The 19,843-nt window shown below is 46.8% G+C and carries 21 protein-coding genes; 20 read left to right on the top strand and 1 reads right to left on the bottom strand.

Annotated features, from left to right (window positions below; translation table 11 throughout):
* Positions 1–106: 106 nt before the first annotated feature.
* The 18 genes from EIZ48_RS16495 to EIZ48_RS16410 all read left to right on the top strand — a co-directional run bounded on the left by EIZ48_RS16495 (position 107) and on the right by EIZ48_RS16410 (position 16,639).
* Positions 107–871, top strand: a complete 765-nt coding sequence (locus EIZ48_RS16495; RefSeq protein WP_160653641.1) for a DUF3450 domain-containing protein — start codon at positions 107–109, stop codon at positions 869–871.
* The gene (locus EIZ48_RS16490; protein WP_160653638.1) at positions 871–2,205 is read left to right on the top strand and encodes a MotA/TolQ/ExbB proton channel family protein; all 1,335 of its coding nucleotides are present in this window, start codon (positions 871–873) and stop codon (positions 2,203–2,205) included. Before EIZ48_RS16495 ends, EIZ48_RS16490 begins: the two co-directional genes overlap by 1 nt.
* Positions 2,205–2,765, top strand: a complete 561-nt coding sequence (locus tag EIZ48_RS16485) for a MotA/TolQ/ExbB proton channel family protein (protein ID WP_160653635.1) — start codon at positions 2,205–2,207, stop codon at positions 2,763–2,765. Before EIZ48_RS16490 ends, EIZ48_RS16485 begins: the two co-directional genes overlap by 1 nt.
* Positions 2,765–3,169, top strand: coding sequence for an ExbD/TolR family protein (locus EIZ48_RS16480; protein WP_007466201.1), 405 nt, complete (start codon positions 2,765–2,767; stop codon positions 3,167–3,169). Before EIZ48_RS16485 ends, EIZ48_RS16480 begins: the two co-directional genes overlap by 1 nt.
* Complete coding sequence (locus tag EIZ48_RS16475) at positions 3,169–3,783, top strand: energy transducer TonB (RefSeq protein WP_160653632.1); 615 nt, start codon at positions 3,169–3,171, stop codon at positions 3,781–3,783. The genes EIZ48_RS16480 and EIZ48_RS16475 overlap by 1 nt, the downstream gene beginning before the upstream one ends.
* A complete protein-coding gene (locus EIZ48_RS16470; RefSeq protein ID WP_160653630.1) occupies positions 3,780–4,943 on the top strand; it encodes a tetratricopeptide repeat protein in 1,164 nt (387 codons plus the stop codon). The genes EIZ48_RS16475 and EIZ48_RS16470 overlap by 4 nt, the downstream gene beginning before the upstream one ends.
* Before the next feature lie 285 nt (positions 4,944–5,228).
* Positions 5,229–7,250: an elongation factor G gene (gene fusA, locus EIZ48_RS16465; RefSeq protein ID WP_160653627.1), complete on the top strand. Its 2,022-nt coding sequence runs from the start codon at positions 5,229–5,231 to the stop codon at positions 7,248–7,250.
* A 535-nt stretch (positions 7,251–7,785) separates the two neighbouring features.
* Complete coding sequence (locus EIZ48_RS16460; RefSeq protein WP_160653624.1) at positions 7,786–9,495, top strand: S8 family peptidase; 1,710 nt, start codon at positions 7,786–7,788, stop codon at positions 9,493–9,495.
* A 142-nt stretch (positions 9,496–9,637) separates the two neighbouring features.
* Positions 9,638–10,267 carry a PepSY-associated TM helix domain-containing protein gene (locus EIZ48_RS16455; protein ID WP_160653622.1) on the top strand — a complete coding sequence of 210 codons (630 nt, stop codon included), beginning with the start codon at positions 9,638–9,640 and terminating at the stop codon, positions 10,265–10,267.
* Between the two features lie 31 nt (positions 10,268–10,298).
* Positions 10,299–10,823, top strand: coding sequence for a DUF2271 domain-containing protein (locus EIZ48_RS16450; protein WP_160653619.1), 525 nt, complete (start codon positions 10,299–10,301; stop codon positions 10,821–10,823).
* A gap of 66 nt (positions 10,824–10,889) precedes the next feature.
* A complete protein-coding gene (locus EIZ48_RS16445; RefSeq protein ID WP_160653616.1) occupies positions 10,890–11,726 on the top strand; it encodes a DUF4198 domain-containing protein in 837 nt (278 codons plus the stop codon).
* A gap of 74 nt (positions 11,727–11,800) precedes the next feature.
* On the top strand, positions 11,801–12,115 hold the full coding sequence (locus tag EIZ48_RS16440) for a hypothetical protein (protein ID WP_160654043.1): 315 nt from the start codon (positions 11,801–11,803) through the stop codon (positions 12,113–12,115).
* Positions 12,112–12,684 (top strand): DUF6162 family protein, encoded by a 573-nt coding sequence (locus tag EIZ48_RS16435; RefSeq protein WP_160653613.1) that lies wholly within the window; start codon positions 12,112–12,114, stop codon positions 12,682–12,684. The genes EIZ48_RS16440 and EIZ48_RS16435 overlap by 4 nt, the downstream gene beginning before the upstream one ends.
* Before the next feature lie 130 nt (positions 12,685–12,814).
* Complete coding sequence (locus tag EIZ48_RS16430; RefSeq protein WP_205298600.1) at positions 12,815–13,714, top strand: metal ABC transporter solute-binding protein, Zn/Mn family; 900 nt, start codon at positions 12,815–12,817, stop codon at positions 13,712–13,714.
* A complete protein-coding gene (locus EIZ48_RS16425) occupies positions 13,714–14,466 on the top strand; it encodes a metal ABC transporter ATP-binding protein (RefSeq protein ID WP_338046930.1) in 753 nt (250 codons plus the stop codon). The genes EIZ48_RS16430 and EIZ48_RS16425 overlap by 1 nt, the downstream gene beginning before the upstream one ends.
* Positions 14,466–15,341: a metal ABC transporter permease gene (locus EIZ48_RS16420; protein ID WP_160654041.1), complete on the top strand. Its 876-nt coding sequence runs from the start codon at positions 14,466–14,468 to the stop codon at positions 15,339–15,341. The genes EIZ48_RS16425 and EIZ48_RS16420 overlap by 1 nt, the downstream gene beginning before the upstream one ends.
* 7 nt (positions 15,342–15,348) lie before the next feature.
* Complete coding sequence (locus tag EIZ48_RS16415) at positions 15,349–16,245, top strand: metal ABC transporter substrate-binding protein (RefSeq protein WP_205298596.1); 897 nt, start codon at positions 15,349–15,351, stop codon at positions 16,243–16,245.
* A gap of 130 nt (positions 16,246–16,375) precedes the next feature.
* Complete coding sequence (locus EIZ48_RS16410; RefSeq protein WP_160653603.1) at positions 16,376–16,639, top strand: DUF3622 domain-containing protein; 264 nt, start codon at positions 16,376–16,378, stop codon at positions 16,637–16,639.
* A 246-nt stretch (positions 16,640–16,885) separates the two neighbouring features.
* Here the strand turns inward: EIZ48_RS16410 and EIZ48_RS16405 are convergent, their stop codons facing one another.
* A complete protein-coding gene (locus EIZ48_RS16405) occupies positions 16,886–17,869 on the bottom strand; it encodes an integron integrase (protein WP_160653600.1) in 984 nt (327 codons plus the stop codon).
* 920 nt (positions 17,870–18,789) lie between these two features.
* Between EIZ48_RS16405 and EIZ48_RS16400 the strand changes: the two genes are divergently transcribed.
* The gene (locus tag EIZ48_RS16400) at positions 18,790–19,227 is read left to right on the top strand and encodes a tlde1 domain-containing protein (protein ID WP_160653597.1); all 438 of its coding nucleotides are present in this window, start codon (positions 18,790–18,792) and stop codon (positions 19,225–19,227) included.
* Positions 19,224–19,571, top strand: a complete 348-nt coding sequence (locus EIZ48_RS16395) for a hypothetical protein (protein ID WP_160653594.1) — start codon at positions 19,224–19,226, stop codon at positions 19,569–19,571. Before EIZ48_RS16400 ends, EIZ48_RS16395 begins: the two co-directional genes overlap by 4 nt.
* The last annotated feature ends 272 nt before the right edge of the window (positions 19,572–19,843 follow it).

Raw genomic sequence — 19,843 nt, 5'->3', positions numbered from 1 at the left:
AAATCTCGTTACCCGGCATTGTCGGGCATATTTGTTTTTAACATATGTGAAATTCACGGAGTGAATTTTTTATTTTTGTGCATTCTCATAAGAAATTAACTGCCAGATGAACGTAAAAAAAACTAGCCTCGCGTTGATGATGATCGGCCTTTGCGCGGGCGTAAACGCCGATAACCTCGATAATGCCCGAGCGATTGAAAGTAAGATCAACGCGGCATCATCAAAGAGCCAGAAGAAAATTGATAAGAGTGCCGAAGCGACTTTGTCGACGATGGCTGAGATTGAACAGCTTCAGGAAGAAGTAAAAAACCTGATGGTGTACCGCGACCACCTTGCGCGCTTGGTAGACAGTCAAAATACCGAAGCAGAAAGCCTCAATGATCAGATCACGGGCATTAAGGAGACGCGGCAAGGCGTTGTGCCTTTGATGTACAACATGATCGCAGGGTTGAAAGACATTGTTGCCAATGACAAACCTATTCGTCGTGACCAGCGTCTGGCTCGTATTGCCAAGCTCGAGCTGATGATGGCGCAGGCCGATATCAGTGATGCAGAGAAGTATCGTCGTATTCTTGAGTCTTACCAGATTGAAATGGATTACGGCACCAAGATGGGGATTTACCAGGGACAGGTAGCACTTTCCGAGCAGGAAAAGATCGAAGCGGATCTGCTGTATCTGGGACGTATTTCGCTGGTGGCTCGTAGCCTCGATGGCAAACGCTACTGGGCGTGGAATGATAGCCAGAACGACTGGCAGACACTTGATTCGCAGTTCTCTACCGATATCGATAAGGCGTATGCCATTGCTTCAAAGCAGGCCGCTCCGAGCCTGATCACCTTGCCTGTATCTGTTAACGTGGAGACGAAATAATGAAAATCAAAGCGTTAGCAACAGCTCTATGTCTATTTACTCTTCCGTTTGCCGCTTCTGCCACTGACTCGCTGGTTGAAAAAACACAACAGGCACAGAATGTACAAGCGGCTCATAATGCCGAGCGTGAAGCGGGTTTTAAATTAACGGAAAAGCAGGTCAAAGCAAAACTGGCTGCCTTGAAAGCACAGCGTAGCCAGTTGCAGAAAGAAACAGAGCAGCTTAGCGAGACTTTCAGTGACAACGAGAATAAGTTGGCTCAGCTGGAAGAGCAGCTCCGACTTGAAACGGGCAGTCTGGGTGAGCTTTTTGGGGTGGTACGTCAAGCTGCCAAAGATCTTGATGCCGAAATGTCATTCTCGGTCACCAGCGCTGATCGCAAATCCTACCATTCTGTCGTTGAACAAATTGTTGATGCCAAAGCTTTGCCTTCGATGTCTCAGCTTAATGGCCTGTGGCTGGGAATAACCGATCAGATCACGGCAAGCTCAGAGCTACGTGATGTATCGGTGCCTTATATCAACGGCGAGGGCTACCAGTCCGAAACGCAAGCTTACCGATTAGGTAGTATTGGTTTGATTGGTGAGCAAGGCTACTTAGCATGGGACGGCAAGCGTCAGGTTGCCAAGCCATACCTGAAACAACCAGAAGACGGGCCAGCCTATGCGAGCCTTAACGGTCTGGTGCAATCTGGGTTGCAAACAGCGGTTGTCGACCCGTCTCGCGGCATCATGCTAGAGCAACTGGCTAACTCGCCTGAGCTGAAAGATCGTCTTGAGCATGGTGGTGTTGTGGGCAAGATCATACTTGGTCTGCTTGCTGTTGGTGCCATTATTGCACTGTTCCGCGGGATGAAACTGCTCGTTATCAGGCAACAAATCAAATCTCAGCTGAAGAACCCGACCAAGCCAGGCAACAACCCGTTGGGTCGTGTACTGGGCGTGTATGACAAAGAGCAGAATCGCTCGGTGGAAGCTCTTGAGCTGCGCCTGCTGGAAACCATAGTCGATGAGCAGCAAGGGCTTGAAAAAGGCTTGTCGATGCTGAAACTGCTGGCGGCTCTGGCACCCATGCTTGGCCTGCTGGGAACCGTTACAGGGATGATTGAAACTTTCCAGGTGATCACCCAGTTTGGTAACGGCGATCCGACAGTGATGGCAGGCGGTATTTCAATGGCGCTGGTAACCACGGTACTGGGTCTGATTGCGGCTATGCCATTATTGCTGGCTCATAATATTTTGAGCACTCAGGCTGAGACTATCCGCAACATTCTCGAGAAGCAGGGCATCAGCCTTGTTGCCCAGCAAGCAGAAAAAGCAGGAAACGCAGCCTAATGGGATCGAGTCTTTTTGAGGTACCACTGTTGCAGGCTGCGGGCTTCGAGGGTTGGTGGTATTCACTGCAGCACTTCATGAGTCAGGGTGGCCAGTTGCTTTGGTGGCTGGCTGCTGTGGTTGTCGTGAGTTGGCTGCTGGTGACCGAGCGGGTGCTATACCTGCTCATCACCTACCCAAAGCAAAAGAACCATTGGCTATCGCAGTGGCATGCGAGACAAGATCAGACGTCCTGGTATGCTCATGCACTGCGTGACGGTTGGTTGAGTGAAGCGCGCATTGCCCTGAATCAGAATTTGAATCTCATCAAGGTGCTGGTAGCTATCTGTCCGATGCTGGGTTTGCTTGGCACAGTCACCGGTATGATTTCAGTGTTTGATGTAATGGCTACGCAGGGTAGCAGCCAGCCACGTCTGATGGCGTCGGGCATATCATTGGCGACCTTGCCGACGATGGCCGGAATGGTCGCGGCATTGGCCGGTATGTTTGTACACGCGCGTCTGTCGAAGGCCTGCCACCTTCGTGAACTCAAGTTAGAAAAGTTATTAAGGAGTCAGTGATGAGACTGAGTCGTCCGTCTTCTGCTCGGGAAGAAGCCCAGGTTGATCTGACATCGATGCTGGATATTGTTTTTATCATGTTGATCTTTTTCATTGTGACCAGCTCGTTTGTTCGAGAGTCCGGTGTCGAGGTCAACCGTCCGCAGGCCAGCAATGTCGTTAGCCAGAAAGATGCCGGGATCTTTATCGCGATCACTTCTGCCAATGATATCTATATTGATAAGCGGGTGGTGGATGTCGAGCGTGTTCAGGCTACCCTTGAACACCTGTTATTGGAGCAGCCAGAAGCGTCTTTGGTCATCCAGGCTGACGAGCATGCCTACAACGGCACCGTTGTTAAGGTGATGGATGCCGCCAAAGGGGCCGGGGTGAAGAAGATTGCGCTGGCAGCGGAGAAACGCTGATGTTGCGATTACTGATTGCTTTGCCTGTTGCGCTGGCAATGGCTCTCGGCTTGTTTACCTTTATGGCCTGGATGGTTGATAACGGCCATCGACGAGCACCTGAAGAGAAGCAATTCCTCGCCTTTGACATGGTGATGGTCGAGCAGGAGCGCGAAGCTCAGCGCCGTCAGCGAGTTGCTCCTGAAAAACCGGATACCCCGGAACCGCCTCCTGAAGCTGTGCCGACGGCCTCACAAACTACGGCGACGACAGTGGCACCGACGATGCCAAGCCTGGCCTTGGATACCGCTGTTTCAGGCTTGGCGATTAATGTTCCGACGTTTTCGGACTTCGGTTCTAATCAACAGGCAATGCCACTCTATCGGGTAGAGCCACGTTATCCGGCTCGTGCAATGAAACGGGGGACTGAAGGTTATGTGGTTATTTCATTTACCATTGACCCGCAGGGGCGACCGACTGATCTGAAGGTGCAGGATGCCCAGCCTCGACGTTTGTTTGAAAAAGAGGCGATTCGTGCACTACGGAAGTGGAAGTACCAGCCTAAGATTGTGGATGGTAAAGCGATTGCTCAGTTGGGTCAAACTGTCAGACTGGAGTTTAAGATACAAAAATGATCAAGAAATTCGTAATTGCACTTGCTCTGGTATTGGTCGCGGGGGCTGCTCAGGCAGAACTATCAAGGTACACGGCAGGGAAAGTTCAGCGAGCCCAAACTCTGCAGCAAGAAGAGAAGCTGGGTGAGGCCATTGCGCTGCTGGCGGAGATGTCACCCTCCAAAGCTTACGATGCCGCCTTTGTGCAGCGTATGCTGGGTGTTTTCTACTGGCAGAAAGGCGATGTTAAAAATGCCATTGCCAACCTCTCAAAAGCGGTTGAGAGCGGTTTGTTGAAAGACGAGCAGGCTTGGGTTACCCAGCGCATGCTGGCTGATATTTTGTTGTCTGATGAACAGTTCAAACGCGCCTTGCCACATTATTACCAGTTGTCCAAGGCAATTCCCGAGAACCAGAAAGCCGATGAGCTATGGCTGCGGATTGTTCAGGCCCATTATCAGATCAGTGAGTGGAAACAGGTTCTGTCGGCAATGACAACCTATGAGAAGCTTAATCGCGTTGATGAAGTCCAGCCCCTGTCAATGAAGTTGGGTGCTCAGCTTCAACTCCAGAAGTGGCGTGAGTCTCTGCCAACCTTGCAGCGTTTGATTCTGCTAGAGCCCGACAAAGCGGTATGGTGGCAACAAACGGCGGGTATCCAGCTCCGGCTTAGTCGCTCGAGGGATGCGTTGGATACCTTGGCTCTGGCAAAACGTCAGGGCGTTGAACTGAGTCAGCAGGATTTGAAAACTCTGGCGCAGCTGTATGCTCAGCGCGGCATCCCCGAAAGGGCTGCTGTTATTTATGCCCAGTTGGAAGGGGCAAAAACCGATGTTGAGTTGGTATCATCTCAGGCAATGTATTGGCAAATGGCCAAGGAGTGGGATAAAGCGATTTCGACGTGGGCAAAGGCGGCGGAGCTAGATAATAAACACCGCTGGCCGTTGGCCCAGTTACTGCTTCAGGAAGGGCATTATCGCAAGGCAATTGACGAACTGGATAAGGTGACCCTGAAAGGGCGCAAGGACGATATCGAGCTGGCAAAGGTACGTGCCTACTACAAGCTTGAGAATTATGACAAAGCAATTATTCATGCCAAGCTGGCCAATAACATTAAATCGACCTCAGCGTCGAAAAGCTGGATTAAGTATCTAAGCCAAATGCGCAAAATGGACAGCTAGAAACTCTTTTATCCTTCGCTTAAGTCAATTGCCGATGGCTTCCTTAGTGTTTGATTCTGAAAAGACCTCTTTTTCAAAAGAGGTCTTTTTTATATTCGAGAAAACAACATAACTCACAGCAATTACCATGAGTCGGGTTAAGCTATAAGTAACTGGTCACTGAATGGTTCGATTATGGATATCCCCATACGGAAAATGACTTGGAAGACGATGAGGCGGTTAAACCGCCAACTAACGCAATGTAACGTGTGAAATCTCTCGTCTTTCTTTTTCTAGGGGGCATCTATGTCTGTTAATGAAATACGTAACGTAGGATTTATTGGTCAAAGCGGGGTTGGGAAAACGACGTTAATCGAGCGTCTATTGTATGAGTCTCGGTCTTCCACACACTTGGGGACAGTCAAAGACGGAGACACGATAACCGATTTTGATCCCCAGTCTATTCAGTATCAGCACAGCATCGAAGCCACGCCTGTGGCACTTACCTGGCAAAAACACCGAATGAATATCCTCGACACACCAGGCTTACCAGAGCTGCTTGGCCGTAGTTTGAGTGTGTTTCCTGCCGTTGAGGCGACTGCCTTGGTACTTGATGCAAACACGCCTTTAAATCAGGTGTCGGAGCGGCTATTTGCTTTTGCGCAAGAGCAGCAAAAATGTCAGATGATTATCATCAACAAGCTCGACTTAAATTCGCATTTGATAGGTGAGCTCGTATCTGAAGTTGCTGCCCATTTCGGCAGTAATTGTTTACCGATTAACTTACCGTCAGCAGATGGGAAGAAGGTAATCGACTGTTACTATGCGCCTAAATACGATGAGCCTGTATTGTTTGATAGCGTAACGGATGTGCATGAGCGGCTCATCGATCAGGTGATTGAAGTCGACGAAGCCTTGATGGAGTTATATCTCGAGCAAGGCTCGGAATTGTCACCACAACAGCTGCATGACCCATTTGAGGAGGCGCTACGCACCGGGCACGTCATTCCTGTCTGTTTTGTTTCTGCCGAGAACGGGGCGGGTGTCGAGCTGTTGCTGAGAACGTTGGCCGAAATCATGCCGATGCCGGATGAAGGTAATCCACCTCTGCTGGAGAAAAAAGGCAAACAAGTCAAAGTTGACTGTGATCAGCTGGATCACAGTGTGGCCCATGTCTACAAGGTGAGTGTCGACCCGTACCTAGGTAAACTTGCCTATATTCGTGTTTTCCAGGGGGAGATAAACGCAGGCAGCCAGCTGTATGTTGGCGAGAGCAATAAGGCATTCAAGGTTGGCCACCTCTATCAGTTACAGGGTAAAAAACGGATTGAAATTTCCAGTGCGAAAGCGGGGGATTTCTGTGTGTTGGCAAAAGTCGATGACCTCTATTTTGACTCTGTTATTCATGATTCTCATGATGAAGACAACATCAGGATGCGGACCCTGAGTTTCCCTGAACCTATGTATAGCCAGGCGATTAGGCCGACAAAACGGGGGGATGAACAAAAGCTCTCTGAAGTGCTGAACAAAATAGTGGCGGAAGACCCGACGCTTCGGCTTGAGCATCGCACTCGCACCAATGAAACCTTACTCAGCGGGCAGGGTGAGTTTCACCTGAAAATCGCCCTCGAAAAGATGGAATCTTTGTATAAATTGCCAGTTTCAGCGGCCCAACCAAGTATCGAATACTACGAAACGATCACACAACCTGCGGAAGGACATTATCGGCATAAAAAGCAGAGTGGTGGTGCCGGGCAGTTTGGTGAGGTGCAGCTTAAGGTGCGTCCGTTAGAGCCAGAATCAGGCTTTGTGTTCGTTAATAAAGTGGTTGGTGGCGCTATTCCGACCGCCCTGATCCCTGCGGTCGAAAAGGGTATTCGGCAGGCCGTTGACGAAGGGGCGATATCCGGTAACCCAATTCGGGATATAGAGGTGACCGTCTACGACGGCAAATATCACTCGGTGGATTCGAAGGAAATCGCCTTTGTGATTGCGGGCAAGAAAGCCTTCCTGGATGCTGTCAACAAAGCCAGCCCTATCGTGCTGGAGCCGATTGTTGAGCTGTCTTTGGTTGTGCCGACTCTGGCGGTTGGTGATGTTACCGGAGATCTTGCGGGTAACCGGGGGGTAATTATCGGTACAAATGCTGCCCCGAATAATCAGACAACGCTGGACGCCAAGGCGCCGCTAAACGAACTGCAGGATTACTCTCAGCGGTTACGGGCCATTACAGGAGGTGAAGGCAGCTTTAGTATGACACTGAGCCATTATGAACCGGCACCGATGAATGTTCAAAAGCGGGTTTGTGGTGATAGCTTAGCGAGCTGAATATCCTTATCTCGTTAGTAAGCCCGATTTCAGATAATAAGTCCGGCAGCCTGAAAGGTTGCCGGACATTTTTCTCTGGCATAACATATTTGCCATATATTGATAATCATGCATTTTTTGAATTAATCTGTTATTTATCAATATCATAGTTTGTTTTTTGTTGTGAGCGTGGTTCCATTAATTGATTGCATTATTACTTTTTTTGCGCTTGTAAATAATCAAACAGTTATATCTCGATTCAGGTACAAATCGAGTCTTTTTGTCTGCAAAATCGTGATGTAGTGCGCAAGTGGAATAAATGGGTTGATGATGACTTATTCTTTTTCTGATTGCTTCCTATAATTGATTGTTTTCCTCAATAGATTGCCTTTCCTATTTCCTACCTCCAGAGCTGTAGGACGAGTAAATTGGTTATAACTAAGTGTGATACGTATCTGTCATGCATTGGTATTAACAATGTTAATGTCTGTCTCGCTTTAAATTGCAAATAAGAACAACAACTTAACTACGCAAATGTTATATGAAGGAAAATATAATGAAAGCAAGACAGTTTTATCGTTCGGCTATTTCTGCGGCTGTAATGGCGGCAATTTCTTTTCCTGTTCTAGCAGCGAATGACAGCGTCCCGCCTGTTCCATTTGAAGAATTAACCACGGTGAAAGGGACAATCATTGAGCCCGTCATAAAAGAGCAGCGGACTCGTTCGAAGAGAAGCCTCAGTGATGCTGCAGGACAGCTTGATGGTGACTGGTTTAACTTAGACCCGGAAATGAATGGCATTGAAGGTTCGAGTGTTGACCGTGTGTACGACACCATTACGTTAGCCCCAAGTGATAAGCCGGTTGTGGTAGCTGTGATTGACTCGGGTGTTGATGTTCACCATGAGGATCTGCAGGGCAAAATTTGGGAAAATCCACGTGAGATCCCGAACAATGGTTTTGACGATGATTTCAACGGTTATGTTGATGATGTTTATGGGTGGAACTTCATAGGCGGGCGTGATGGCTCTCATGTTGCCTACGATACGCTTGCAGTAACCCGAGAATATAAACGTTATCAGGCCTATAAAGATTACGGTGTTTGGTTAACGCCTGACGAGAAAGCCTATTTTGCAGATGTCGAGAAGGAATATCTGGCTGAGTCTGAAGCGGCAAACAGTAAGTATCAGGCCTTCAAGGCGATGTATGATGAGGCTCAGGCAAGTAAAGCTGTGCTGCAGAATAAGCATGGACAGACGGATTTCTCATTGGCGGCCATTGAGCTAGTTAGCAGTGATGATCCTGAAGTGATGAAAGCTGCAGAATATTTGGTACAGACTTTGTCGACATGGCGTTCGTTTGACTACATGGATTCCATGTTGGAGCGCTACAGTTCTGCGGTGGATTATCACTACAACCTTGATTATGACCCTCGTGCCGAGATAGTCAAAGATCAGCCCTACAACCCTTGGCAGTTCCGATACGGTAATAATGATGTCATTGGTCCTGACGCATCTCACGGTACGCATGTGGCTGGGATCATAGCGGCTGATCGCTACAATCAGTTGGGTGTACGCGGAGTGGCAAGCAACGTGAAGATTATGGCTTTACGGGTTGTGGCCAATGGTGATGAACGTGATAAGGATGTTGCCAATGCGGTACGTTACGCTGTCGATAATGGCGCAAAAATCATCAATATGAGCTTCGGCAAGGCGTATTCGCCTTACAAGGATGTTGTGGATGAAGCCTTCCGCTACGCGTCACGCCGCGGTGTATTGTTGGTTCACTCTGCGGGAAACAGCCACACCGATAACGATATCAAACCGAGCTATCCGAACCGTTTCCCTCTCTACTATCCGGGACACCGGATTGGCACCTGGTTAGATATCGGCGCATCGGGTAATTACAAAGATCAGAGGCTGGCGACGAGCTTTACCAACTTTGGTAAAGACAGTGTCGATGTATTTGCCCCTGGCTATAAGATCATGTCTACCACACCAGGTAACAATTATCAGGCCTTCAGCGGAACCAGCATGGCCTCACCGGTTGTATCAGGCGTTGCAGCGCTTGCGCTGACTTACTTCCCGGATCTGAAAGGTCGTCAGTTGAAGAAAGCCATTCTAGAAACGGTAAGAACTTACGAGGGTCACATGGTTAAAAATCCGGCCACACCGGAAGTGATGGTGCCGTTCTCGGAGCTGTCGGCTACCGGTGGTGTTGTTGATGCCTACCAACTGCTACAACACTTGCAGGAAAAACAGCAGTAATTTCACTCTGGTTTTAATGGCTTATAGCGGGCAGGGGAGACCTTGCCCGCTTACGTAAACAATGTAAATTGAATGCCAATGAAAACAATTATCAATTAAATTAAGCCGCATGACATTTTGTGACTGTTAGTTGTTTTCTATCATGCTGCTAAAAAATAAAGCGGTTCAGCTTTGGGCGCGTCGCCTCCATATCTATATTTCGATGGCTCTGTTGCTTATCGTGCTGTTCTTCTCAGTAACGGGTATTACGCTAAATCGGCCCGAGCTATTTGTGAAGAGCCAACCTGCAGTCGAAGAACTCACCTTGTTGCTACCTGATTCGTTATTACAGTCAGGGAAAGCCCCTTTTGTGCCGAGCGAGCAGAGGTTTCTTACCTACTTGCAACAGTACGCTGATATGTCGGGTACCCCTTCAGCGATGGAGGTCTTTACCGATGTTGAGGAGGGTGGGCTGCTAGAGGGTGAAATTTCACTTGATTACAAAGGACCGGGCTTTAATGCCACCGTCTTTGTCGATTTAACAACCAAAGAAGCGGTGATCGAAAAATCACATTATGGCGTTGTTGCCGTTCTTAATGATCTCCATAAAGGACGTAACAGTGGCGAAGTGTGGAAGTGGTTTATCGATATTACTGCTTTGCTGATGGTGCTCTTTGTGTTTACGGGTGTTTGCCTGTTGTTACCCAAGAAAAAGACCCTGGCGATATCATTGAAATGGACGGCGCTGGGCTCATTGGTTTCTTTGTTGGTTTTCTTTTTGGCTGTTCCTTAAGGCCAGCAGCTAAGTATTAAAAGGATTTCCCATGACCTTTATTTCCAAGCCGCTTATAGCGCTTTCTGTTGCGCTGCCACTGGCTTTCTCTGCCCACGCGAAACCTATTCCTGATAGTGCTTCGATGGATATTCAATTTGAATTACCAGCAATAAATACCTCGATGTATGCCCGGCCATATGTGGCGGTGTGGATTGAAAATCAACAGCGAAAACCGGTCCGAACCGTTCAGCTTTGGATTGGTAAAGATGAGTGGCTTAAAGATCTTCGCAGCTGGTGGCGAAAGGTCGGCCGTTATGATCGTGAGTTAGTCGATGCCGTGACTTCAGCAACTCGGCCAGCAGGTGAGTACCGATTCGTTTGGGATGGTTTGGATGATGCCGGTAACCGGGTAGAGCAAGGGACATATACCTTCTATACCGAAGTAGTTCGTGAGCACGGTGGTCGAAATTATATTCGCCAGAAAATACAACTCGGTGAATCAGGTTTTACTCATCAGCTAGCACCGACCGAAGAGACAGGCACTATCACTCTGCACTACAGCGTCAACGATTAGTATCTGCCCGATAAATGAGTTCGATTTTCCATTTGTTTAGTTTCTCGTTAGTTAAGAGCATCAAAAATGATCAAGAGTAAAAAAATTAAAGCGCTCTCTGTAGCGTGTGCTGTTGTTGCCGGCATGGCCGTGACGGCAACAGCCAATGCTCACCCGCGTTGGATTGTGCCATCTCACTTTACCGTATCAAAAGAGGGCGGTGATTGGTTGACCTTCGATGTGACAGCGTCACACGGGACCTTTGTATTCGACAAACCGGCAGGTAGTGAAACCGGCCAAATCATTATGCCGGATGGCCGTATTCAGTACCCTTCTTATGTCACCAAGGGCAAACGACGCTCGATTTTTGACTTCTATTTTGAAGAAGAAGGGACACACAAAGTACGTGTTAATAACGTTCCATCATACTACACGAAGTATAAGGCGGGTCGGCGCGACACGGTAAAGTGGATGAAAGCCCATAAGGCTGAGCGTGCCCAGGTTCTGCCGGAAAAAGCTCGTGATGTCATTACTCAAGTTAGTTATACCCGCGCAGAAACCTATGTCACTGTCGGCAAGCCGACGACCAAAGCATTTGAGCTGGAGGGAAAATATCTGGAACTTGTGCCGGTAACGCACCCATCAGATATCGTTGAGGGTGAAGAAGTTACTTTTCAGTTCTTTTACAACGGCGAGCCACAACAGGGTGTAACAGCCGAGATCACTCGTGAAGGGACGTTGTATCGCAACCATCAGGAGCAAATTGATGTCGTCAGCGATAAGCAAGGGATGGTGACGTTCACGCCTGACACGGCAGGTCGCTGGTTGATGAAAGCGAACTACAAAGGTGAGCTGACTGATAACCCGCTAGCCGATATTTCGAGCGTCAATGTGCACCTGACATTTGAAGCAATTCTTCAGTAATTTAATAGCCTGTGAAAGCAGGCTATTCATTCCTTCCTTTCTTATTTAAGCTGTTGAGATTAATTATGAAATTAATGACGAAAAAGCGTGCTAGTCTGCTTGCTCTATCTGGTCTCTTTTCCGCGTCGGCACACGCGCATTTTCCTCTCATGAGCTGCTGGCTTGAAACTGACAAAGTGGTTTGCCAAGCAGGATACAGCGATGGTAGCTCAGCGGTTGATTATAACGTCGATATGTTCGACTACGATGACAACCTGATAGCCAAGGTATCAACAGACAAGCGGTCAATTGCTGAGTTTGAGCTGCCTGGCACTGACTTCTATCTGGTTTTTGATGCAGGGCATGAAAATCCGGTTGAGGTCGATGTTGTCGAGATTTCAGAAAAATGATCTGCGAATCAGTCAGTGCCGATGATGGCGGCCGTGAAGGGAAGTGGGTTGCATTGTCGATTGCAGTCATACTTCTGATAGCAACAATCTTGCTTCCATACCATCAGACATCAACTGAGCAACTAGCGCTGGCCTTTCATCAAATATCTATTCAAGAGCTTGAGCCTCAGGAGTTGGCGATGATTGCCGATTTGCGCCTGGCCCACGAAGAAATACGTAATATTCGCCAGGATAGCCTTGAACTTGATGGTGTTGATAGCTGGCCATCCATCAGCGAGTTAGAAGAGCTTTGGCTGGCACCATTTGTAAAGGACAAGAGCTGGCAGCACAAAGGCCAGCATCGGTGGCTGAATAACGACTCCGGTGCCTACCTGGGTATTCGTCAGCAACAGCAAGGCGCGGCTTCTGTTGTTCTTTATTCTTTGCTGGCATTGCCTGATGTTTGGTTGGATTTTGGCGAAACAGCACGCTCTGTTTCGATTGAAGGCCTGACAGATCCCGCTGCGCTTATAGATGCCGGCTGGAAACAGGTTGTCTTTACTGCCCAAGAAGAAAATCATCCTCATTAACAGACTCACTTTGCCAATCCTGCGGCAAATGCGAGTGGTATCCGCTATGAAACAGCTAGTAACAAGCAATATAAAGAGTCATATGCAAAACCAGATAATAAATATGATTAAAAAACAAAATAGTAAGCTCATGCTAAAAGCAGTGTCAGCTGTATTGCTGTTGGTAGGAGCAACCTTGGCTCAGGCAGCAGAAAAACTCACCATAGGTATTACTCTCCAGCCTTACTATAGCTACGTAAAGGCGGTTGTTGGCGATAAGGTGGATGTGCTGCCGCTGGTTGATGCCGGTTTTAATCCGCATAACTATCAGCCCCAGCCGAACGATCTTCGACGCCTGAAACAGATGGACGTGATTGTGGTCAATGGCATTGGCCATGATGATTTTGCTTTGAAGGTAATTCAGGCGGCAAACCGTGATGATCTGCTGGTAATAGAAGCGAACAAGGATGTGCCATTACTACCTGCTATCGGTCAATCGGTAGGAGATGGTGCGGTGAATCCCCATACTTTTGTTGGCTTGTCGACAACTATCCAGAAGGTGTACACCATCGCCAACGAGATGGCGAAGATAGATCCGGAAAATGCTCGTTATTATCGCAGTAATGCCCGTCGTTACGCGACCAAGTTCCGCAAGTTCAAACATGAAGCTATGACCACGCTGGGTGACCTGGATACCAGCGGCATGGTGGTTGCGACCACGCATAATGCCTATGGTTACCTGCTACAGGAATTTGGCATTGATGTTGCCGCGGTTATCGAGCCTGCTCATGGTGTCGAACCGAGTGCCAGCCAGCTTCAGGAAACAATCGAGAAGATCCGACAATCTGGTATTGATGTGCTTTTCTATGAGCTGAATATGCCAAACCGTTATGTTGATACCATCGAAAAGGCAACGGGTGTTCAGCTGTATCGCTTTTCTCACATGACACATGGCCCGTATAACACCAAAAAGGTTGAGGTAGAGATGAAAGCGAATCTTGATACTTTGGTTGAGTCGATGAAGTTTACGGCTGATAAGAAAGGTAACTAATCGTGGGTCCGAGTATTTGTTTGAATAATGTCGGCCTGAAATATGGCGACAATACCATTTTGCATGATATCAACCACTCATTCATGGCAGCCCAATGCCATGTAGTGATGGGACCAAACGGTGGCGGTAAAACATCGCTATTACGCTCAATTCTTGGCTTAACGCCGTTCTCGGGTGAGATCAGCATTCAGTGGCCTGAAGTGAAAGGTAAGGTCGGTTATGTACCGCAAAAAGCGGTGTTTGAATCCAGCCTGCCTTTAACCGTTATGGACTTTATCTTGTTAAATCAGAGTCGGACACCTTTGTTCTGGCCAAACTGGCGTAACCGCTCAAAACAGCAGGATCATGCGTTGGCGCAGTTGGAGCGAGTAGGGATGGCGGCGCGTGCTGATCGTCGTATGGGACAGCTATCAGGAGGCGAACAGCAGCGCGTATTGTTTGCCCAGGCATTGCTGGATAATCCTGATCTGCTGGTTCTTGATGAACCGACTACCGGGATGGATGAACAAGGGGTTCGCTATCTTGAGTCTTTGATTACGGAGCTTGTTTCGGAGCAGAAAACGGTACTGGCTGTTCACCATGACGTCACGGCGGTGAGACGGCTGGATGCTCACGTACATGTTGTTAACCGACAGCTTGTTGATAGCGGATCGGTTTCTGAGGTTCTGGTACCCGAAAAAATAGAGCGCTTGTTTAACCATTACACAAGTGCATCGCAAGCGGATGCCTGTGCTTTGGAGAATGTAGCATGATGGACTTTATCCGAAATTGGGCACAATCAGGCGTTGATGCTGGCTGGCTAAGCGAAAGTTTCTCTTATGCCTTTATGGTAAATGCTGTCGTTGCAGCGTTGTTGTTAGGACCGCTTCTTGGTGGACTCGGAACTCTGGTGATAGCAAAGCGGTTGGCATTTTTCTCCGAAGCTGTCGGACATGCGGCATTGACCGGTATCGCCTTGGGCGTGTTGCTGGGAGAACCGCCAGAAAACCCGATCATTGGCTTGTTTAGTTTCTGCATGATTTTCGCGCTGTTGCTTCACTTTGTCCGTAATCGCACCAATGTGCCTTACGATACACTGGTGGGTGTATTTTTGGCATTGGCACTGGCCGTGGGTGCTGCGCTGTTGATGTACGTCGCGCGTAAAATCAATATTCATATGCTGGAAAACGTTCTGTTCGGCTCGATTTTGACTGTAACAGATCAAGATATATTGGTGTTGGCACTCAGCTGCTTGTTAATAGTGCTGGTGCTGATCCCGACATTTAATCGTATTCTGTTAACGTGCATCAGCCCAGATATTGCCCGAGTAAGAGGCTATGCCACTAACTTTTATGATTATTTGTTTGTCATGATGATCACCCTGGTGACGATTGCTTCAGTGAAAATTATTGGTGCGGTTCTAGTAGGTGCATTGCTGTTAATACCGGGAGCAACGGCGCGTTTGCTTACCAAAAACATGGGTGATTTCGTATTAATGTCGGCGCTTCTTGCCACGGTTAGCTGCTTGGTTGGCACCATTCTTCCGATGGAACTTAAACTGCCAGTACCATCTGGGGCCGCCATTATTATCGTGTCGGCTGTGTTCTTCTTAACTGCCACCTTCTACCGTATTGTACGAAAGGGATGATCAAGTAATGACAACTCAATTCAAAGAAAAATTAGCCAAGTTAACTTGTCTTACTTCTCTGGTTGCTACTGGATTGGTTTCAGCCTCGGTGCAGGCAGAAGATATTCTAACGGCGACACCCGTTACGTACATGCTAGCTTCAGAACTGACAGAAGGTACGGCTATTACAACTAGGTATTTGCCACCCAAGCGATACGGCATCCAGCGACTGCCGAACTGGTTTAACGGAAAAGGCGCAGAGCAAACAGCCAAGGCTGCACAGGAGGCGAGGGTAGTAGTGACTATGGGAGCAACTTGGCCTCAGGACCCCTTATATGTTCATGCTCGTCAGGGGAATATAGCGATTATTGAGGTAGATGCCTCTCAAGCGATCTCTCCACGAGCACAAGGCGTTGCAGCTTTGCGGTTGGATGATGGTACAACGTCGATGTTTACCTGGCTAAACCCTGCCAATCTGAGCCGTATGGCTGCGATTGTTAGCCATGATTTACAACGAGTATGGCCCGAGCAGGCAAAGGTTATAGAAGCTAACCAGCAACGGCTGATGTTAGACGTTCGAAAGATGATAACTAGCCAGCAGAATGACTTGTTTGAAGCGGAGATTGATTCAGTGATATTGCTCTCCAAAGAGCTTGAAGATTTCGCCTCTGGTAACCAGTTATTCGTTGTCGAGAGATTTACTCAACCTGAGCTGGAATGGACCGATGCGGATAAACAAGCACTTGAAGAGCTACTGAAAAACGATGAATCCTTATGGTTACTGACATCAAAGAAGGTTAGTAACCTGTTGAAGTCATTGGTGCCTGGTCCTAATCGCATACTGGTTGTAGATAGTGTGGATAGATGGGGTCGAGAAGGGATCAGCAAAGAAGCTCCATTGGCACGTTGGCAGCTAGATTTGTAATTCATCATTCTTTATTGGCACTAATTGTGTTCTAATACCGCTCTTACAAAGGGGGAGTGCTTTCCAGAGCGTTGAATTTGTAGATTCAATACCAAGTGCTTCCACCTTGAGTTATTCCTAGGAAAATGAAATGGCAAACGGCAAAAAATTTGATTACCGCGTAGTTGAGAAAAGAAATGGCTGGGCGGTTGAGATTATTCGACAGATCACTGCACGTCGTACAACTATCTCTAAACGTGAAACGGGCTTCGCAACCGAAGCAGAAGCGACCGAATGGGCAGAGAAGACTTTAGCTGAGTTCGTGCAAAATCAAATTGAGCGTAACAAGCGTAAAGCGCTTCAGCGCAAAGCGAATGAAGAAAAAGAAGCAGAAGAAGTTGAAGACTTAGATTAAGCACTTCTATTGAGCTATCTGCTGATCTTTTAAAGGCCTTATGTATGAACATAAGGCTTTTTTGTTTTCATATAAGTAGATAGAACTTATATTACGATGCTAATTCATTGTTTTAGTTCGCATAAGGCGAAACTGACTCTTTCTGAACGCTTAAATCATGGTACGATTTGCCTTAATAACTAGGCAGATTGTAGGGATTTGAGTATCTTCGGCGGTAGCGTATCTGCTTCTTTGAATTGATACAGATCAGTTGTCTAGAGGGCTCCTGACTCCGCTCTTGTGCAGCCCAGCTACATGAGTATAGATTTGGGTAGTTTTGATATCCGAATGCCCTAGTAATTCCTGAATATTTCTAAGATCTGTCCCTTTTTCAAGTAACCGGGTAGCAAAAGAGTGCCTAAACGTGTGGCAACCTGCTTTTTTGATAATCTTAGCCTTATGAATTGCTCTCATGACATGTTTTTGAACCGTACGGTCTGTAACGTGATGACGCATCATCTTTCCAGAGCGCGGATCAACAGTTAATTTAGAAGCAGGAAAAAGATACTGCCAACCATAACCCCTAGCTTGTGTCGGAAATTTAAGAGCCAGAGCGTAGGGCATGTAGACTTCGCCGAAGCCTTTATCCAAATCTCTATCATGTAGAACTCTGACTAAATCCAACTGCTGCTTAATAGATCTGACAAGCATACTAGGAAGTAGCGTTTTTCTGTCTTTGTTACCTTTCCCATTTCGAACTGTTATAGAATGCGTTTCCAGATCGATATCGGCAGCTCGTAGTCTGAGTGCTTCATTGACCCGTAGTCCGCTACCATACATAAGTTGTGCGACTAATTTGGCTGGTTCGGCTAGCTCGTTAATCACAGTGATCGCTTCATGGTGGGTGAATACTTCAGGGATTTTGGGGCCTTTCTTCGACCTTTTATACTTCAAGGATTCAGTATTTTGCTTAAGTAGTTCTCGGCAAAGAAAAACAACAGCATTGAGGGCTGTTTTCTGTGTATTGGGGGAGACATTTTTTTCAATTACTAAATACTCAAGAAAGCGGCTGATGTCAGCAGAAGATATGTCTTGTCGAGCTCGGTAACCACAGAAGTTAATATACCGCTTAATCCAATGTACGTAGGTTTTTTCTGTCGAATACGAAAGTCCACGTACCCGAATGAATGATGTTAGTTCTGTGATAAAGTTACTATTAATGGCTGATAAAGGTTGAGGAATATCTTTCATTGAACTGGTTATCCATACAGTTGTTTTGGTTTAGGCTAGACAACAAATTTACTCTGTTCAATATCTTCAGAAATCAATTCGGTGATTTTGGTTACCACTCACATTGAGATGAAAAACACTTATACATCAGTTGCATGTGAAGTAACGTCCTAAGCTGGATATGCGAACTCAAGTCGGTATATCTGAGGCAGTTTTTGTGAACTTGAAATGTGAGTAGTTGTTTTATTGAGTATTTGTGTTCGTGAAGGGCTGTCGGAGATTACGAAAAGAATATATGAACGGAATTAGCGAACAGGTTTCGTAGAATATAATGTTATGCACCTTAGAGCCAAGTGCATCAATGGTTGAATGTTCACCGTTTACTACCACGATTTCTCTGGTCATTCGTTTAGCGAAAGGCTGCCAGAAAGTTCGGAGAACAGCTGGTTGTATTGTCCTTTTCTGCCTTTTGCTCAAGCAATTCAGCATTGAGTTGTCAGCGTTACTCTGCTCTGAAAGTGCTGTTGCTTGTCTTTACCCATAGTTCGGTGCAGCAGCCAATCAAGACCGTATCAGGATGTCATGCAAGTTGGTCTGGCTCAAAGCGTTGAAAGTAAATTGGAAATATCAGGATCTGCGTTTGTTGACTGCATGTCGCAAATTCATCACGCGTGGAAAGGTCTTCGGCCAAGTATGATCGAATCATTGGATGGAGTTGCATAACAAAGCAATCAAACGGACGCGAACACTCGGCAGTTTTGGTTTGAAATGGCTCCGTGATTACGGCGTTTATAGTAAGTAAAGTTAAATTCGCGCCGCTTATCGCAGGCGTTACATGCGAAGTAGCTCTAAAGATACTCAACCACGTGACTATCTTTCTTTACCTTTAAGCAGTAGAAGGTATTTTCATCACTGAATAGTATTATTTGGTGGATGAAACAATGAAAATTATATTCAGTATTGGAAATGGAAAATTGTCATTAGTTACTCCTTGCTTTTCTATGGTTGTTAATGCGACAAGTGGGCGTGGTAACTGTTTGAATAAGGCTTCGACAGCTTGTCAGGCTAAGTCATTTGAAGGGCCTCTTCCTGTAGGCATGTACTATATCAACCCGGAAGAAATGAGTGACCCTAACTTGATTGGTGATTTGGCGAGGCGTTCGAAAGGAGATTGGGGGGATTGGCGTGTACGCCTTCATCCCAAGCCAGCTACAAAAACATATGGAAGGGATAATTTTTTCTTGCATGGTGGTGATATGAAAGGTTCTGCTGGTTGTATCGACATTGGTGGTGGAGTTCTCGGTAATAGACAAACTGATAAAATACTTAGCTATATTAAGTCCAGTAAAATAAAAATTGATTTGGAAGTAGTAGAATGAAAAAGGTTGTCTGTCTTTTATTAGCTATAGTCCCAAATATTTGTCATGCTGAAGTGTCGGATAAGATTCCATCATATGGAAATCTTTGGATTACAAGTATAGTCATTGGGTTAGTCTTTCTTCTGATTTCATATAAAGTACGTTTTATTAACTATTTTAGTTTGATTGTTGCTTTGTTTATGGCTTTTGGGATTTACGACATGTATGCAGAGCCATCTTTCAGAAGTGCAGTAATTGATGAAAAAGGAGAGGGGTATTTTTATCACGGATTTTTTTCATCATTTCTTATCTTTGTTCTTTCTATAATTGGTAGTTGGTTAAGACATTTTAAAGCTAAACGATAGCCATGGTGGGAATATTTAATAAGCCGCATGTAACAAAGGCATCAAGGGTGACGCGTTACACTCGGCGGTTTTGGTATGGAGTTCGGTGTGCTTGGTGTGTTGGTCGTGGCGCACCTTATGCCCAGCGTTATGCACCTAAGAGCCATGCTCATCGATGGTAGAAGGTTCATTGTTCACTACCACGATTTCTCTGGCTATCGTTCATCAATAGGCTGCCGTTTAGCTTAGGGGATAAGCGTGTTGGAAGTCTCTTTGTTGTCTTTGAGAACAAA

The sequence above is a fragment of the Photobacterium alginatilyticum genome (assembly GCF_009910675.1).
Classification (GTDB): domain Bacteria; phylum Pseudomonadota; class Gammaproteobacteria; order Enterobacterales; family Vibrionaceae; genus Photobacterium; species Photobacterium alginatilyticum.
The sequence above is the reverse complement of the archived record's forward strand: the minus strand, read 5'-3'. Positions and strand labels throughout refer to the sequence as shown.

Excerpts from the sequence above, each read along its gene's own strand:
- EIZ48_RS16495 (WP_160653641.1), top strand. The coding sequence starts at position 107 with ATGAACGTAAAAAAAACTAGCCTCGCGTTGATGATGATCGGCCTTTGC.
- EIZ48_RS16490 (WP_160653638.1), top strand. The coding sequence starts at position 871 with ATGAAAATCAAAGCGTTAGCAACAGCTCTATGTCTATTTACTCTTCCG.
- EIZ48_RS16485 (WP_160653635.1), top strand. The coding sequence starts at position 2,205 with ATGGGATCGAGTCTTTTTGAGGTACCACTGTTGCAGGCTGCGGGCTTC.
- EIZ48_RS16480 (WP_007466201.1), top strand. The coding sequence starts at position 2,765 with ATGAGACTGAGTCGTCCGTCTTCTGCTCGGGAAGAAGCCCAGGTTGAT.
- EIZ48_RS16475 (WP_160653632.1), top strand. The coding sequence starts at position 3,169 with ATGTTGCGATTACTGATTGCTTTGCCTGTTGCGCTGGCAATGGCTCTC.
- EIZ48_RS16470 (WP_160653630.1), top strand. The coding sequence starts at position 3,780 with ATGATCAAGAAATTCGTAATTGCACTTGCTCTGGTATTGGTCGCGGGG.
- fusA (WP_160653627.1), top strand. The coding sequence starts at position 5,229 with ATGTCTGTTAATGAAATACGTAACGTAGGATTTATTGGTCAAAGCGGG.
- EIZ48_RS16460 (WP_160653624.1), top strand. The coding sequence starts at position 7,786 with ATGAAAGCAAGACAGTTTTATCGTTCGGCTATTTCTGCGGCTGTAATG.
- EIZ48_RS16455 (WP_160653622.1), top strand. The coding sequence starts at position 9,638 with ATGCTGCTAAAAAATAAAGCGGTTCAGCTTTGGGCGCGTCGCCTCCAT.
- EIZ48_RS16450 (WP_160653619.1), top strand. The coding sequence starts at position 10,299 with ATGACCTTTATTTCCAAGCCGCTTATAGCGCTTTCTGTTGCGCTGCCA.
- EIZ48_RS16445 (WP_160653616.1), top strand. The coding sequence starts at position 10,890 with ATGATCAAGAGTAAAAAAATTAAAGCGCTCTCTGTAGCGTGTGCTGTT.
- EIZ48_RS16440 (WP_160654043.1), top strand. The coding sequence starts at position 11,801 with ATGACGAAAAAGCGTGCTAGTCTGCTTGCTCTATCTGGTCTCTTTTCC.
- EIZ48_RS16435 (WP_160653613.1), top strand. The coding sequence starts at position 12,112 with ATGATCTGCGAATCAGTCAGTGCCGATGATGGCGGCCGTGAAGGGAAG.
- EIZ48_RS16430 (WP_205298600.1), top strand. The coding sequence starts at position 12,815 with ATGCTAAAAGCAGTGTCAGCTGTATTGCTGTTGGTAGGAGCAACCTTG.
- EIZ48_RS16420 (WP_160654041.1), top strand. The coding sequence starts at position 14,466 with ATGGACTTTATCCGAAATTGGGCACAATCAGGCGTTGATGCTGGCTGG.
- EIZ48_RS16415 (WP_205298596.1), top strand. The coding sequence starts at position 15,349 with ATGACAACTCAATTCAAAGAAAAATTAGCCAAGTTAACTTGTCTTACT.
- EIZ48_RS16410 (WP_160653603.1), top strand. The coding sequence starts at position 16,376 with ATGGCAAACGGCAAAAAATTTGATTACCGCGTAGTTGAGAAAAGAAAT.
- EIZ48_RS16405 (WP_160653600.1), bottom strand. The coding sequence starts at position 17,869 with ATGAAAGATATTCCTCAACCTTTATCAGCCATTAATAGTAACTTTATC.
- EIZ48_RS16400 (WP_160653597.1), top strand. The coding sequence starts at position 18,790 with ATGAAAATTATATTCAGTATTGGAAATGGAAAATTGTCATTAGTTACT.
- EIZ48_RS16395 (WP_160653594.1), top strand. The coding sequence starts at position 19,224 with ATGAAAAAGGTTGTCTGTCTTTTATTAGCTATAGTCCCAAATATTTGT.